Genomic DNA, 15,244 nt, shown 5'->3' with positions numbered 1-15,244 from the left:
CGCCGGCGGGAGCCGACGGGCAATGGTCCGACAACACCACCCAGCGTAGACACCCCGCCCGGCTTACGGGCTCGGTGCTCCGCCGACTCCTGGGCTGCGGCAGGATGGACATCACCTGGTGGGTACGCGTCACGGCGCGTCCCCACTGAAGACAACCGCTGGAGACGCCCGGTGAGTTCCCCAGATCCGCAGGTTCGCGCGACCGACGACGCCGACATCCGCCCCGAATACGGTGACAGCGCCCACGGCGTTCGCCAGCCGCGAAACCCGGCCGCGAGAGGCCCCGTGATCGCCGTGACCGGCGCCGCGTCGGGCGTCGGCGCCGCCCTGGTGGCCCGGCTGGCGGCCTCCGACGAGGTCAAGCAGGTCGTCGCCATCGACGAGCGGCGCGGCGACTGCGCGGAGGCGCACTGGCACGTGCTGGACGTACGGGACCCGGCCATCGCCGAGAAGCTGCGCGGCGCGGACGTCGTGGTGCACCTGGCCCTCGACCTCGACCTGGAGCGCGACCCGGCGGCCCGGACCGCGTACAACGTGCGCGGCACCCAGACCGTGCTGACGGCCGCCGCCGCGGCCGGCGTGCACCGGGTCGTGCTCTGCACCTCCGCGATGGTCTACGGGGCCCTGCCGGACAATGACATCCCGCTGTCCGAGGACTCCGAGCTGCGGGCCACCGCCGAGGCCACCGGCGTGGGCGACCTGCTGGAGATCGAACGCCTGGGCCGCCGCGCCCCCCGCGCGCACCCGGGGCTCAACGTCACCGTGGTCCGGCCCGCGGTCCTGGTCGGCGGCACCGACACGGCCCTGACCCGGTACTTCGAGTCCCCGCGCCTGCTGGTCGTGGCCGGCTCCCGGCCCACCTGGCAGTTCTGCCACGTGGAGGACCTGGTCAGCGCCCTGGAGTACGCCGCCCTGGAGAAGGTCGAGGGCGAGCTGGCCGTGGGCTGCGAGGGCTGGCTGGAGCAGGAGGAGGTCGAGGAGCTCAGCGGCATCCGCCGGATGGAGCTGCCCTCGGCCGTCGCCCTGGGCGCCGCGGCCCGGCTGCACCGGATCGGCCTGACTCCGTCCCCGGCCGGGGACCTGGCGTACACCATGCACCCGTGGGTGGTCAGCGTCAGCGGGCTGCACGCGGCGGGCTGGCGGCCCCGCTGGACCAACGAGGAGGTGCTCGCCGAGCTGCTCCAGGAGGTCGCGGGCCGGCACACGGTCGCGGGCCGCCGCCTGGGCCGCAAGGACGCCGCCACGGCCGCCGGCGCGGCCGGCGCGACGGTCGCCCTGCTGGGCGCGGCGGCGGCGGTCCGGCGCGCCCGCCGACGGCGGGGCATCTGACCGGAGCCCGGCGCCCCGGGCCGCCACCGGAGCGTTCCTGTAGGAGGCTCCCAAAGCGGACGGCGCGCACCGGGCGAATCGGCTATTCCACCGGGGTCGGCGGCTAGGGCACGATGGACGGTATGGCACCGCACTTCGACCACCCCGGCGAGCAGGCCGCTCCGGACCCCATCCGCCTGCTCGACATCCGCGACACCCCGCTCTCGATCGACGAGGTCTTCCGGGCCGTCGGCGACGACGCGACCGGCGGGACGACGCTCTTCGTCGGCACGGTGCGCGACCACGACGGCGGCGCCGACGTCCACGGGCTGGGCTACTCCTGCCACCCCACGGCCGAGGCGGAGATGCGCCGCGTCGCCGAGCGGGTCGCGGCCAAGTTCCCGGTCCGCGCCCTGGCCGCCGTGCACCGGGTGGGCGACCTGGCCGTCGGTGACCTGGCGGTCGTCGTGGCCGTCTCCTGCGCCCACCGCGGCGAGGCATTCGAGGCCTGCCGGATGCTGATCGACGACCTCAAGCACGAGGTGCCGATCTGGAAGCACCAGACCTTCGCGGACGGCACGGAGGAATGGGTCGGCGCCTGCTGACACCCGGCCCGCCGGCAGCGAACCCCGGACGACGGGCGTGACCCGCGAGGGGGTAACCTCGCACCCGTTCGGCCGCGCAACACGCCCTCGATTTGCGTAACCCCTTTCCGGGCACGAGCGTTGAAGCCACAACGACACGCACACCGGGACAGGGAGGCACGCCCATGGCGTCACTGGCGTGGTTGCTGATTCCGCTGTTCGCCGCGATCGGAGCGGCGATATGGGGCAGCTGGGCGGCGCGCGACCGCACGCAGGGGGACATATCCGAACTCGCCGGCTACGCACGTTTCCGTGAAGCCATGGGCAAGGCCGACGAGGTCAAGGTGAAGGCAGAGGCACACGCCGGCCACTCCGGTTCCGACGCCGTCTGAGCGTCCCGTGAGAATCCGCTGAGACTTCCCCGTACGGGCCCCGTACGGACCGGCCCCGGGGGCCGCCCGTCAGGACCGTCCCGTACTGTCGGAACCATGCCACGCCGCACCGCGACGATGCTCGCATCCACCCTCGTGCTGTTCGCGCTGCTCTGCGCGGGCGTCTTCGTCAAGGTGCCGTACTCCGAGATGAGTCCCGGTCCCACGGTGAACACCCTGGGCGATGCGCACGGCGAGCCCGTCCTCAACATCTCGGGGCGCAAGACCTACCCGACCAGCGGCCACCTCAACATGACGACGGTCCGGGTCACCGGCGCGGACTACGACATGAACCTGCTGGAAGCGGTCTACGGCTGGCTGGCCGGCGACAACATCGTCGTCCCGCACGAGAACATCTACCCGGACGGCAAGACGGACGAGCAGTCCACGCAGGAGAACGCCGAGGAGTTCACGCAGTCGCAGGCGAGCGCCAAGGTCGCCGCGCTCCGGCAGCTCGGCATCCCGGTGACCGCCCGCGTGATCGTCGCCTCGGTGGTCAAGGGCAGCCCCTCCGAGGGCAAGCTGCACGCCGGCGACGTGATCCAGGCCGTGGACGGCACCCCGGTCAAGGCGCCCGAGGACGTGGCCAAGCTCGTCACCCTGCACAAGGCGGGCGAGCCGGTGGAGTTCACCATCGTGCCCGCCGCCGCGGCCGCCGAGGCGGCGAAGGCGAACCGCGAGCCCGTCGGCTCCACCAAGGTCACCATCACCTCGGCCAAGGCGGAGGGCGACGGCCACGCGATCGTCGGCATCCGGGCCGGCACCGACCACACCTTCCCGTTCGCCATCGACATCAAGCTCGCCGACGTCGGCGGCCCCAGCGCCGGCCTGATGTTCGCCCTCGGCATCGTCGACAAGCTGAGCCCCGAGGACCTCACCGGCGGCAGGTTCGTCGCCGGCACCGGGACCATCGACGACGCCGGCAAGGTCGGTCCGATCGGCGGCATCCAGATGAAGACCATCGGCGCCCGCCAGGCCGGCGCCCGGTACTTCCTGACGCCCGCCGACAACTGCGCGGCCGCGTCCCGGGACGTGCCCGACGGGCTCACGCTGGTGAAGGTCTCCACCATCGGCGACGCCACGGCCGCCCTGGAGAAGATCGGCAAGGGGGACACGGCCGGGCTGCCGAGCTGCGCCGCCAAGCCCTGACCGGTCCCGCCCGCCCCGCCCGCGGCCCTACGAGAAGGTCGCGGCCAGCGCCTCGGCCAGGCCGGGCACCAGGTTCCCGCCGGTGAGGACCTCCGTCGCGGCGTCCTTCTCCCGCAGCCGCACGGCCGACTCGCGCGAGCCGTCGCGCAGCACGGCCACCGTCAGGCGGACCTCCTGGCGCTCGGGGTGCGCGGCGACCCACTTGGCCAGCTGCTTGTCGTTCAGCCCCTCCGGTACGGAGGCCTCCGCCGACGGCGGCAGCATCAGCCGCTCCACCGTCAGCGCGCAACCGACGACCGCGTCGGGCCAGGCGATGGTGCCCAGGAACTTGTCGAGCGGCGTCCCGGCCGGGACCTGCTCCTGTTCGATGGGGGTGAAGGAGGACTGGCCGGCGTCGTCCCGGTCGAGGCCGAGCTGGCTCGCGAGGCGCGGCTCCTGCTTCTTGAGGCGGGCGGTGTCGACGAGCGCGAACAGCCGCGCGGGCTTGTCCCAGCCGAGACCGGCCGCGTACTCGTCGATTTCGAGACAGGCGCGGGTCAGCGGGCCGGCGGCCATCGGGGTGCCGGGGGAAGGCGAAAGGTTGGACATGGACAACATCCTGCCTCCTTTCCACCGATTACCGGGAACTGACTAAAGCCTCAGTAAGTTGCATGAGTGGGCTCTACGATCGGGGGCCCGTCCGATACCAGACCCAGCGACTTTCGAGGTGCGCACCTTGGCTTTCCAGATGCCGGACCGCGGCGGAGGCCCCTCCGGGCCACGGATGAGAGTCGGCCGCCCCTCCCGGCGCGCCCGGACTCTCCTGATGACCTTGGGCGTACTGGCCGTCCTGGCCATGCTCTTCATCATGTTCGCGGGCTTCTGGACCGACTGGCTCTGGTTCCGTTCCGTGAAGTACTCCACCGTCTTCACGACCACCCTGTGGACGAAGATCGGCCTCTTCGCCGTCTTCGGCCTGCTGATGGCGGGCGCCGTCGGGTTCAACATCTGGCTCGCCCACCGGCTGCGGCCGCCGCTCAGCGCCATGTCGATGGAGCAGCAGAGCCTCGACCGCTACCGGATGAGCGTCGCCCCGTTCAAGAAGTGGCTGCTGCTGGGCATCGCGGTGCTGGTCGGCCTGATCGCGGGCGCGTCGGCCGCCGGCCAGTGGAAGACCTGGCTGATGTACGTGAACGGGGTGCCCTTCGGCCAGAAGGACCCGCAGTTCGGCCTGGACGTGTCGTTCTACACCTTCGACCTGCCCTGGTACCGCTTCCTGCTCGGCTTCGGCTTCGCCGCGGTCGTGCTGTCGGTGATCGCCGCGGCCGTCGTGCACTACCTGTACGGCGGTCTGCGCGTGACCAGCCCGGGCGCCCGGGCCACCGCGGCGGCGACCGGGCACCTCTCGGTGCTGCTGGGCCTGTTCGTCTCGCTCAAGGCGGTCGCGTACTGGCTCGACCGGTACGGCCTCGCCGTGAAGTCCAGCGACTTCAAGGCGGCCGACAACTGGACCGGCCTGCGCTACGTCGACGCCAACGCCTACCTGCCGGCGAAGACCATCCTCGTCGCCATCGCCGCCATCTGCGCCGTGCTGTTCTTCGCGACGCTGTGGCGCCGCACCTGGCAGCTGCCGGTCATCGGCTTCGGCCTGATGGTCCTCTCGGCGATCCTGATCGGCGGGCTCTACCCGGCCATCGTGCAGAAGTTCCAGGTCCAGCCGAACGAGCAGGCCAAGGAATCCCCGTACGTCCAGAAGAACATCAAGGCGACGCGGGACGCCTACGGCATCGCCGGCTCCGAGGTCAAGGACTACCCGGGCGTGCCGGCCGCGGGGACGGACAAGGCCAAGCTGCGCCAGGCCGCCGACACCACCGCCAGCGTCCGGCTGCTCGACCCGAACATCGTCTCGCCGGCGTTCCAGCAGCTCCAGCAGGTCAAGGGCTACTACGCCTTCCCGTCCACCCTCGCCGTGGACCGCTACAGCGGCCAGGACACGGTCATCGGGCTGCGCGAGCTGAACATCGGCGGCATCCCGAAGAACAACTGGATCAACGACCACTTCAAGTACACGCACGGCTACGGCGTGGTCGCGGCCAAGGGCACCACCGTCAAGGACGGCGCCCCCGACTTCACCCAGTCCGACCTGCCCTCCAAGGGCATGTTCGGCACGGACTTCGAGCAGCGCATCTACTACGGCGAGCAGACGAAGCAGTACTCGATCGTCGGCGGACCGCAGAAGGAGCTCGACTACTCGGACGACAAGGGTGAGAAGGAGACCAGCTACAAGGGCAACTCCGGAGTCAGCCTCGACAACCCGGTCAACCGGGCGGCGTACGCGCTGACCTTCAGCGAGCCGCAGATCCTCTACTCCGGGGCCATCGGCGAGGGCTCGCGCATCCTGTACAACCGCACGCCCAAGGAGCGCGTCGAGGCCGTCGCGCCGTGGCTGACCATCGACGGCGCCCCCTACCCGGCGGTCGTCGACGGCAAGGTCAAGTGGATCGTCGACGCGTACACGACGACCAACGGCTACCCCTACGCCTCGCGCACCACGCTGGGCCAGAGCACCGCGGACTCGCTGACCAACAGCCAGCGCGCGGTGGTGGCGCAGGAGAACCAGGTCAACTACATCCGCAACTCGGTGAAGGCCACCGTCGACGCGTACGACGGCACGGTCGACCTGTACCAGTGGGACACGCAGGACCCGGTCCTGAAGACCTGGATGAAGGCGTTCCCGGGCACGGTGAAGCCCAAGAGCGACATCTCCAAGCCGCTCATGGACCACCTGCGCTACCCGCAGGACCTCTTCAAGGTCCAGCGCGAGCTGCTCACCCGCTACCACGTCACCGACCCGCAGACCTTCCTCAGCGGCAGCGAGGCCTGGGCCGTCCCGGACGACCCGACCACCAAGGCCGGTACGGCGGTCCCGCCGTACTACCTGTCGATGAAGATGCCGGGCCAGACGGAGAAGGACCAGGTCTTCTCGCTCACGACGACGTTCACGCCGAACGAGCGCGACAACCTGAGCGCCTTCATGGCGGTCAACGCCGACCCGGGCACCCCGGACTACGGCAAGATCAGCGTGCTGAAGCTGCCGACCAGCAAGCCGGTCGACGGTCCCAAGCAGGTCCAGAGCAAGTTCCAGTCCGAACCGAAGATCGCCGAATCCATCCGCCTGCTGCGCGGCGGCGACTCGGAGGTCGAGTACGGAAACCTGCTCACGGTCCCGCTCGACGGCGGCATGCTCTACGTGGAGCCCGTGTACGTGCGCAGTTCGGGCCTCAAGTACCCGCTGCTGCGCAAGGTGCTCGTGACCTACGGCGGCCAGACCGCCTTCGAGGACACGCTGGAGAAGGCGCTGAACGTGGTCTTCGGGGCCGAGGCCCCGACCGTCCCGGTGCCGCCGACCCAGCCGCCGGGCGAGGGCACCGTCCAGCCGCCGACCACCCAGGACCCGACGGTCAAGGCGGCCCTCGCCGATGCGCAGAAGGCCATCGAGGACGCCGAGAAGGCCCGTACGTCCGGCGACTGGACCGCGTTCGGCAAGGCGCAGGAGGAGATCAAGGCGGCGCTCCAGCGGGCGATCGACGCGGAGGCGAAGCTGACGGCCCCGACCCCCGCCCCGGGCGGCTAGCCGTGCCGGTCGGGCCGCGGCACCCCGCCGCGGCCCGACCGTCGGTACGGACCCGTCCCGCGCCCGTGATACTGTGGTTTCACCGACGCGGGGTGGAGCAGCTCGGTAGCTCGCTGGGCTCATAACCCAGAGGTCGCAGGTTCAAATCCTGTCCCCGCTACTGAAGACGAAGGCCCGGATCCTATGTGATCCGGGCCTTCGTCATGTCCGGGTGTGGCGGGGTGTGTCCGGGGGCGGACGCGCGGTAGCTGAGACGGATGAGTTGGGGGCGGAGCGTGTTTGACTTGGCTATCTGTGGGCATGTCGACAAAACGCTGTAGTGACCTCACTGGCTGCGACATACCAGGTGTACGCGGGTAGCAGGTGATGCGACGATGGGATTTATGGGGGACAGGTCAACTCTGCTGGAGACAGGGCGGTTTGTGAGGGCGGAGTCCGAATCGGGCACAGAGGCCGGCGGGGCGGCTCCGGCCGTTGTCGCGCAGACCGCACCGACCGATGCGGATTTCGCGGAGGACGTGTTCGCCGAGACCGACGCGGCGAGCGACGCCGAGCTCGAAGCCCGGCACCGGGTGGCCGCCGACAAGGGCGACCCCGGGGCCATGAGCGTGCTCGGCGCGCTCCTGCTGCGCCGCGGCGACCTGGACGCGGCCGAGCCCTACCTGCGCGGCGCCACCGGCGAGGGGGACCGGGCCGCCGCGAACAACCTCGGCGTCCTGCTGCACCAGCGCGGCTACCCGGACGAGGCGGCCGGCTGGTGGCGCGTCGCGGCCGTGGCCGGATCCGCGCCCGCCGCCCACGCCCTGGGCCGCCACTTCCGCGAGCGCGGGGACGAGCCCGCCGCCGAGTACTGGCTGCGCCAGGCGGCGGAATCCGGCCACGCCCTGGGCGCGTACGGGCTGGCCGACCTGCTGGAGCACCGGGGGGACAAGGGCATCGAGCGCTGGTTCCGCGCGGCCGCCGAGCAGGGCCACCGCGAGGCGGCCTACCGGCTGGCCCGGCACCTGCGCAAGGGCGATCCGGCCGAGGCGGAGCAGTGGTACCGCCAGGCCGCCGCGCGCGGGCACCGCCGCGCCGCCCTGCACCTGGGCGCGCTGCTGGAGGCGCGCGGGGAGCTCAAGGAGGCGGGGCGCTGGTACCTCACCTCGGCCAAGCAGGGCGAGGCCCGGGCCGCGTGCGCGCTCGGCTTCCTGCTGCGCGACGCCGGGGACGAGGAGAGCGCCGCGACGTGGTGGCACCGGGCGGCCCAGGACGGCGACGGGAACGCGGCGAACGCGCTCGGCGCCCTGCACGCCGCGCGCGGGGAGACGCAGACCGCGGAGCGCTGGTACCGCACCGCCATGGACGCGGGCGACCAGAACGGGGCGTACAACCTCGCCCTGCTGTGCGTCGCCCAGGACCGGACCGCGCAGGCCGAGCAGTGGTACCGGCGGGCGGCCTACGCGGGCCACCGCGAGGCGGCCAACGCGCTGGCCATCCTGCTGCTGCAGGGCGGGGACGCGGCGGGCGCCGAGCCGTGGTTCTCGAAGGCCGCCGAGGCGGGCAGCGTGGACGCCGCGTTCAACCTGGGCATCCTGTTCGCCAGCCGGGACGAGGACCGCACCGCGCTGAAATGGTACGAGCGGGCCGCGTCGGCGGGGCACACCGACGCCGCGCTCCAGGTCGGCATCGCGCTGGTGCGCGACGGCGAGGAGCGGGCGGCGGAGCGGCACCTGCGGTGCGCCGCGGGCGGCGGGAGCGCGGAGGCCGCCTTCCGGCTGGCCGCGCTGCTGGAGTCGCTGTCGCCGCCGCCGGAGCCGGTGGCGCTGGGCGAGCCGGCGGGCGGGGGCGGGCGGACCGAGAGCGAGGAGTGGTACGAGCGGGCCGCCGAGCTGGGGCACCGCCGGGCGCAGGTGCGGGTCGGGATGCTGGCGGCCGCCCGCGGGGACATGCGGGTGGCCGCGCGCTGGTACCGGGAGGCGGCCGAGGCCGGCTCCCGCAACGGCGCGTTCAACCTCGGGCTGCTGCTGGCCCGCGAGGGGAGCGAGCCCGAGGCGGCCCTGTGGTGGACCCGCGCCGCGGTGGCCGGGCACGGCCGGGCCGCGCTGCGGCTGGGCCTGCTGGCGGCCCGCCACGGCGACCTGGCGGAGGGGCAGAAATGGTGCGTGCGGGCGATGGAGCTGGGCCCGGCGGAGGTCTCGGAGCGGGCGGCGCGACTGCGCGAGGCCCTGGCCGAGGAGCTGTCCGCCTGACCGGCGGGCAGAGCCGTCGGACGCCGTCGGACGCCGCCGTGACCTGCGGCGTCACCCGATTTGCTTCTGTCGTCCGCGTCCCCGTAGAGTGAGGTTTACCGACGCGGGGTGGAGCAGCTCGGTAGCTCGCTGGGCTCATAACCCAGAGGTCGCAGGTTCAAATCCTGTCCCCGCTACTGAAGGCCCGAGGCCCGGATCTCACAGAGATCCGGGCCTCGGGTCGTTTCCGGTCGCACGCGCGATGCGCGGAGGGCCCCGATCCGTGGGATCGGGGCCCTCCGCGCGTCCGGGGACGGTTCAGGCGCCCGCGCAGTTCGGGCAGACGCCGCGGTAGGTCACCTCGACGGTGGAGACGACGAAGCCGAAGCGCTCGGTGTCCGGCAGGTCGGCCAGCGGGTTGCCGCCCGGGTGGACGTCGCGGATGGCGCCGCACCGCGCGCACACCAGGTGGTGGTGCGGCCGGTGGGCGTTGGGGTCGTAGCGCTTGGCGCGACGGTCCGTGGACACTTCCAGGACCTCGCCGAGCGTGACGAGTTCTCCGAGGGTGTTGTAGACGGTCGCGCGGGAGATCTCGGGCAGTTTGGTCACGGCGCGCGCGTGCACCTCGTCCGCCGTCAGGTGCACGTGGTCACCGTCGAGCACCTCGGCCACGACACGCCGCTGCGCCGTCATGCGCCAACCGCGTCCGCGAAGTCGTTCCAGCAGGTCACTCATGGACGCCAGCCTAACAGCGAGGCGATTCGGTGTAACTCCCGAACCGGTGTGGACTTGGATGCTTGCTTGACTTAGACAATGTCCATTGTAGGATCGGGTACGGCACGATCGAGGACAGGACACGCAGGCATGACGCAGGAGGCGCACGTGACGCAGGGACCGCTCACCACGGAGGCCGGAGCCCCGGTCGCGGACAACCAGAACAGCGAGACCGCCGGCGTCGGCGGCCCCGTACTCGTCCAGGACCAGCTGCTGCTGGAGAAGCTCGCGCACTTCAACCGCGAGCGGATCCCGGAGCGCGTGGTGCACGCCCGCGGCGCCGGTGCCTACGGCACCTTCACCCTGACCCGGGACGTCTCCCGGTGGACCCGGGCGAAGTTCCTGTCCGAGGTCGGCAAGGAGACCGGGACCTTCCTGCGCTTCTCCACCGTCGCGGGCAACCTCGGCAGCGCGGACGCGGTGCGCGACCCCCGTGGCTGGGCGCTGAAGTTCTACACCGAAGAGGGCAACTACGACCTCGTCGGCAACAACACCCCGGTGTTCTTCATCAAGGACGCCATCAAGTTCCCGGACTTCATCCACACCCAGAAGCGCGACCCGTACACCGGCTCGCAGGAGGCGGACAACGTCTGGGACTTCTGGGGCCTGTCCCCCGAGTCCACCCACCAGGTGACCTGGCTCTTCGGCGACCGCGGCATCCCGGCGTCCTACCGCCACATGAACGGCTACGGCTCGCACACGTTCCAGTGGAACAACGAGGCCGGCGAGGTCTTCTGGGTCAAGTACCACTTCAAGACCGACCAGGGCATCAAGAACCTCACCCAGGCCGAGGCCAACCGGCTCGCCGGCGAGGACCCGGACTCCCACCAGCGCGACCTGCGCGAGTCCATCGAGCGCGGCGACTTCCCGTCCTGGACCGTGCAGGTGCAGGTCATGCCGGCGGCCGAGGCCGCCGAGTACCGCTTCAACCCGTTCGACCTCACCAAGGTGTGGCCGCACGAGGACTACCCGCCGATCGAGATCGGCAAGCTGGAGCTCAACCGCAACCCGGAGAACGTCTTCGCCGAGGTCGAGCAGTCGATCTTCTCCCCGGCGCACTTCGTCCCCGGTATCGGCCCGTCCCCGGACAAGATGCTCCAGGGCCGCCTCTTCGGCTACGGCGACGCCCACCGCTACCGCGTCGGCATCAACGCCGACCACCTGCCGGTGAACCGCCCGCACGCCACCGAGGCGCGCACCCACTCCCGCGACGGCGCGCTGTACGACGGCCGCCACAAGGGCGCGAAGAACTACGAGCCGAACAGCTTCGGCGGCCCCCACCAGACCGACCGCCCGCTGTGGCAGCCGGTCTCCCTCACCGGGGGCACGGGCAACCACGCCGCGCCGGTGCACCGCGAGGACAACGACTTCGTCCAGGCCGGCACCCTCTACCGCCTCTACTCGGACGACGAGAAGGCCCGGCTGGTCGAGAACCTGGCCGGCTTCATCGCCAAGGTGTCGCGCGACGACATCGCCGAGCGGGCGATCAACAACTTCCGCCAGGCGGACGGCGACTTCGGCAAGCGGCTGGACGCCGCGGTCCAGGCCCTCCGCGGCTGACCGACCGCTTGCCGTCGTACGTCGCCGGGCCGCCGCCCCTCCGGGGGTGGCGGCCCGGCGACGTACCCGGACCGCTACGCGGGGACGGCGCTGCGCCGGGCCGGGGCCCAGCAGCGGATCACGTCCCGGACGGAGACGATGCCCACCGGGCCGCCGTGCTCCAGCACGATCAGGTGCCGGAAGCCCCCGTGGGCCATGGCCTCGGCGGCCTCCTGCACGGTGGCCTCCGGAGTGCAGAACACCACGTTGTTCGTGGTGTGCGCACCCACGGTCTCGCGGTCGGGATCGTGCCCCGCGCCGATCGAGTTGAGGATGTCGCGCTCGGTCAGGATGCCGATCCCGCTGTGCTCGGGATCGAGGACGACGGCCGCGCCGACGCGCCGGCCCGACATCAGGCAGGCCGCCTGGCGGAGGGTGTGCGCGGGCCCGAGGGTGAGGACGACGGTGCTCATTGCTTCGCGGACGAGCATGAAGGGAGCCACCTCCTGGGTGTGTCCCCCCGCCTGGGTGGGTGCCTCCGACGGTGCTTCGAGAAACGATTCACAAAGGCACAAGCGGGGGGATTCCCAGACTCCCACGGACCCGCGAGGGCAGCAAGGAGGCGCGTAGTGCGCGGTGCGGCGCGGGTGCGCGCCCGCGTACGGCGGCGTGCGGATCGGGCGCGCGGGCCGGACGGGCGCCGCCGGGCGCGCGGACGGATCAGGCGCGCGGCCGCAGCAGGGCCAGCATCTCCTCGTGCAGCAGGCCGTTCGACGCGGCGGCGTTCCCGCCGTGCACGCCGTCCACTCCGTCCAGGCTGGTGAAGCGGCCGCCGGCCTCCTCGACGACGACCGCGAGCGCGGCCATGTCCCACAGGTTGAGCTCCGGCTCGGCGCACAGGTCGATCGAGCCCTCCGCGACCATCATGTACGGCCAGAAATCGCCGTAGCCGCGGGTGCGCCAGCAGGCCCGGGTCAGCTCCAGGAAGCCGTCGAGCCGGCCCTGCTCCTCCCAGCCGCCCAGCGAGGAGAACGCGAACGAGGCGTCGCCCAGCCCGGCCACCTTCGAGACTCCGATCGCGGTCGTCGCGCCCAGCGCGCCCCCCGCGTACGCGCCGCCGCCCTGCGCCGCCCACCAGCGCCGGCCCAGCGCCGGCGCGGACACCACGCCGACGACCGGACGGAAGACGCCGTCGGCGCCCTCGACCGTCAGCGAGACCAGGGTGGCCCACACGGGCACCCCCCGCACGTAGTTCTTGGTGCCGTCGATCGGGTCGACGACCCAGCGGCGCGGACCGCTGCCCCGCAGGCCGTACTCCTCGCCCAGGATCGCGTCGCCGGGGCGGGCCGCCGCGATGCCGGCCCGGACGGCCTCCTCGGCCGCCTTGTCCGCCTCGCTCACCGGGGTCATGTCCGGCTTGGTCTCGACCACCAGGTCGAGGGCACGGAACCGCTCCATCGTGACGGCGTCCGCCGCGTCGGCGAGTTCGAGGGCAAGGCGCAGGTCATCGTCATACTCGGACATGGCCGAACGATATCGCGGCCCGTCACCCCCGCCCGACGCGCCCTTGACAGGACCTGGCGGCCCGTCAACTCTGGCGGAGGGGGCCGGCCGGGGAAGCCCGGCGGACGGCCCGCAAGGCCCAGCGGGGGGACGACGATGCCGGCAGCCCGGGAGTCCTTGCTGGACGCGGCCGTGGCGGCGCTCGCCGCCCGTCCCTGGCCGGCCGTGCGGATGGTGGACGTGGCCGCCGCCGCCGGAGTGTCCCGGCAGACCCTCTACAACGAGTTCGGCGGCAAGGCCGGCCTCGGCCGCGCCCTGGTCCGGCTGGAGACCGGCCGCTACCTCGACGGGGTCGACCGGGCCCTGGCCGCCCCGGGCAGTGACGCCGAGCGGCTCGCGGCGGTCGCGGAGTGGACCGTGCGCGCGGCCGGAGCCCACCCCCTGCTGCGGGCCCTGCTCACCGGCGCCCGGGACGCCGCGCTCCCCGCACCCGGCCGGGCTCCGGGGCCCGGCGAACTGGCCCGCGCCGTCCGTGACCGGGCCGTCGCGGCGCTCGCCCCGGCCGGGGGCGCCCGGCGGTGCGAGCTCGTCGTACGGCTCGCCCTGTCCTACGTGGTCGCGCCCGGGGAGGAACCGGGCGCGGGGGAGCTGCTGCGGCTGCTCAGTGAGCCGAACCGGAGAGCTGCAGCCCGATGACCCCCAGGATCACCAGCGAGATCGAGACGAGCTTGAGCGTGGAGACCAGGTCGCCGAGGAAGATCATCCCGTAGATCGCCGTGCCGGCCGCCCCGATGCCGGTCCACACCGCGTACGCCGGGCCCACGTCGAGCTTCTTCAGCGCCAGCGTCAGCAGGCCGAAGCTGCCGAGCGCGAAGCACGCGAAGGCGACGGTCGGCCACAGCCGGGTGAAGCCGTGGGACAGCTTGAGGCACACCGCGAAACCGGTCTCCAGGAGTCCGGCGACCACCACCAGCAGCCACGCCATGAGAGAACGCTCCCCGCGGTCACGTGACACGTCCCGGCTCGTACCCCGTGTCACTCGGTGCGGTGATGCATTCACCAGACGGGGTGCCCGCCAAACGTCACACGGGCCCCCGCCGCACCCGGCGCCCCGCGTCAGTCGCCCTCGCGGCGCTCCCGCGTCTCCAGCAGCCGCCGCAGCGAGTACAGCCGCGCCGGGTCCGCGTGGCCGTCCTCCACCCACTTGTCGAGCGCGCAGTCGGGCTCGTCGTGGCTGCACGCCCGCGGGCACTCCTCCGTCCCCGGCACCAGGTCGGGGAAGGCCAGGATCACCCGGGACGGGTCCACGTGGTGCAGGCCGAAGGACCGCACGCCCGGCGTGTCGATGACCCAGCCGTCGCCCGAGGGCAGCGGCAGGGCGAGCGCCGAGGTGGTGGTGTGCCGGCCGCGGCCGGTGACCGCGTTGACATGACCGGTGGCGCGCTTGCGGTCCTCGGCGACCAGCGAGTTCACCAGGGTGGTCTTGCCGACGCCCGAGTGGCCGACGAAGGCGGTGATCCGGCCGTTGAGCCGCTCGCGCACCCGGTCGGCCGCGTCGCCGGTGGCCAGCTCCTCGCGGTTGGTCACCACGTAGTTCACGCCGAGCGTCGAGTAGATCTCCAGGATCTTGTCGGCGGAGGTCAGGTCGGACTTGGTGAGCACCAGCAGGGGCTCCAGCCCGGCGTCGTACGCGGCCACCAGGCAGCGGTCGATCATCCGGGGCCGGGGCTCCGGATCGGCCAGGGCCGTGACGATGGCCAGCTGGTCGGCGTTGGCCACGACCACGCGCTCGTACGGGTCGTCGTCGTCCGCGGTGCGCCGCAGGACCGACTTGCGCTCCTCGATCCGCACGATCCGCGCCAGGGTGTCCTTCTTGCCGGACAGGTCACCGACGATCCAGACCAGGTCCCCCACCACCGCCGCCTTGCGGCCCAGCTCCCTGGACTTCATGGCGTGCACGGTGCGGTTGCCGACCAGGCAGGTCAGCCTGCCCCGGTCGACGGTGAGGACGAAGCCCTCGGAGGCGTCCTCGTGCTTGGGCCGGATGTTCGTCCGCGGCCGGTTGCCCTTGGGGTTGGGGCGGGAGCGGATGTCGTCCTCGTCGGTGTTCTTGCCGTACCTGCGCATGACGTG

General features: G+C 72.2%; 14 protein-coding genes and 2 tRNA genes. 10 read left to right on the top strand and 6 right to left on the bottom strand.

Translation table 11 applies throughout. From position 1 onward, the window contains the following. Positions 1–171 precede the first annotated feature (171 nt). The 4 genes from CP968_RS11775 (at position 172) to CP968_RS11760 (ending at position 3,472) form a co-directional block, all read left to right on the top strand. Entirely contained in the window at positions 172–1,329 is a 1,158-nt protein-coding gene (locus tag CP968_RS11775; RefSeq protein WP_189828979.1) for an SDR family oxidoreductase, read from the top strand. Positions 1,330–1,451: 122 nt separating this feature from the next. Then, on the top strand, positions 1,452–1,913 hold the full coding sequence (locus CP968_RS11770; protein ID WP_150517965.1) for a molybdenum cofactor biosynthesis protein MoaE: 462 nt from the start codon (positions 1,452–1,454) through the stop codon (positions 1,911–1,913). 164 nt (positions 1,914–2,077) lie between these two features. After that, the gene (locus CP968_RS11765) at positions 2,078–2,284 is read left to right on the top strand and encodes a hypothetical protein (protein WP_150517964.1); all 207 of its coding nucleotides are present in this window, start codon (positions 2,078–2,080) and stop codon (positions 2,282–2,284) included. Between the two features lie 96 nt (positions 2,285–2,380). Then, positions 2,381–3,472: a YlbL family protein gene (locus CP968_RS11760; RefSeq protein ID WP_150517963.1), complete on the top strand. Its 1,092-nt coding sequence runs from the start codon at positions 2,381–2,383 to the stop codon at positions 3,470–3,472. Between the two features lie 27 nt (positions 3,473–3,499). On the opposite strand, the gene CP968_RS11755 is transcribed toward CP968_RS11760, so the two are convergent. Further along, on the bottom strand, positions 3,500–4,060 hold the full coding sequence (locus tag CP968_RS11755) for a PPA1309 family protein (RefSeq protein WP_150517962.1): 561 nt from the start codon (positions 4,058–4,060) through the stop codon (positions 3,500–3,502). A gap of 139 nt (positions 4,061–4,199) precedes the next feature. On the opposite strand from CP968_RS11755, the gene CP968_RS11750 reads away from it, so the two are divergent. The 4 genes from CP968_RS11750 to CP968_RS11735 all read left to right on the top strand — a co-directional run bounded on the left by CP968_RS11750 (position 4,200) and on the right by CP968_RS11735 (position 9,492). After that, positions 4,200–7,085 (top strand): UPF0182 family membrane protein, encoded by a 2,886-nt coding sequence (locus CP968_RS11750; protein WP_229886768.1) that lies wholly within the window; start codon positions 4,200–4,202, stop codon positions 7,083–7,085. 86 nt (positions 7,086–7,171) lie between these two features. Then, a tRNA-Met gene (locus CP968_RS11745) sits at positions 7,172–7,245 on the top strand. A gap of 214 nt (positions 7,246–7,459) precedes the next feature. Continuing rightward, complete coding sequence (locus tag CP968_RS11740; RefSeq protein WP_150517960.1) at positions 7,460–9,316, top strand: tetratricopeptide repeat protein; 1,857 nt, start codon at positions 7,460–7,462, stop codon at positions 9,314–9,316. 102 nt (positions 9,317–9,418) lie between these two features. After that, positions 9,419–9,492, top strand: a tRNA-Met gene (locus CP968_RS11735). A gap of 121 nt (positions 9,493–9,613) precedes the next feature. Here CP968_RS11735 and CP968_RS11730 read toward each other — a convergent pair. Continuing rightward, the gene (locus tag CP968_RS11730) at positions 9,614–10,030 is read right to left on the bottom strand and encodes a Fur family transcriptional regulator (protein WP_150517959.1); all 417 of its coding nucleotides are present in this window, start codon (positions 10,028–10,030) and stop codon (positions 9,614–9,616) included. A 129-nt stretch (positions 10,031–10,159) separates the two neighbouring features. On the opposite strand from CP968_RS11730, the gene CP968_RS11725 reads away from it, so the two are divergent. Next, positions 10,160–11,629, top strand: coding sequence for a catalase (locus CP968_RS11725; RefSeq protein WP_150517958.1), 1,470 nt, complete (start codon positions 10,160–10,162; stop codon positions 11,627–11,629). 74 nt (positions 11,630–11,703) lie between these two features. Here CP968_RS11725 and CP968_RS11720 read toward each other — a convergent pair whose 3' ends face one another. Both CP968_RS11720 and hisN read right to left on the bottom strand, forming a co-directional pair. After that, positions 11,704–12,099 (bottom strand): CBS domain-containing protein, encoded by a 396-nt coding sequence (locus CP968_RS11720; RefSeq protein WP_150521868.1) that lies wholly within the window; start codon positions 12,097–12,099, stop codon positions 11,704–11,706. A gap of 229 nt (positions 12,100–12,328) precedes the next feature. Further along, positions 12,329–13,132 carry a histidinol-phosphatase gene (hisN, locus tag CP968_RS11715; RefSeq protein WP_150517957.1) on the bottom strand — a complete coding sequence of 268 codons (804 nt, stop codon included), beginning with the start codon at positions 13,130–13,132 and terminating at the stop codon, positions 12,329–12,331. A 135-nt stretch (positions 13,133–13,267) separates the two neighbouring features. On the opposite strand from hisN, the gene CP968_RS11710 reads away from it, so the two are divergent. Continuing rightward, on the top strand, positions 13,268–13,807 hold the full coding sequence (locus CP968_RS11710; protein WP_150517956.1) for a TetR/AcrR family transcriptional regulator: 540 nt from the start codon (positions 13,268–13,270) through the stop codon (positions 13,805–13,807). Here CP968_RS11710 and CP968_RS11705 read toward each other — a convergent pair. After that, positions 13,773–14,096, bottom strand: a complete 324-nt coding sequence (locus CP968_RS11705; RefSeq protein ID WP_150517955.1) for a DMT family transporter — start codon at positions 14,094–14,096, stop codon at positions 13,773–13,775. The genes CP968_RS11710 and CP968_RS11705 overlap by 35 nt on opposite strands. Positions 14,097–14,227: 131 nt before the next feature. After that, entirely contained in the window at positions 14,228–15,238 is a 1,011-nt protein-coding gene (gene rsgA / locus CP968_RS11700) for a ribosome small subunit-dependent GTPase A (protein WP_150517954.1), read from the bottom strand. Positions 15,239–15,244: the final 6 nt, after the last annotated feature.

Source organism: Streptomyces subrutilus, from assembly GCF_008704535.1.
Taxonomy (GTDB): Bacteria; Actinomycetota; Actinomycetes; order Streptomycetales; family Streptomycetaceae; genus Streptomyces; species Streptomyces subrutilus.
Note: the sequence above shows the minus strand (reverse complement) of the source record. Positions and strands in the feature narration are given on the sequence as shown.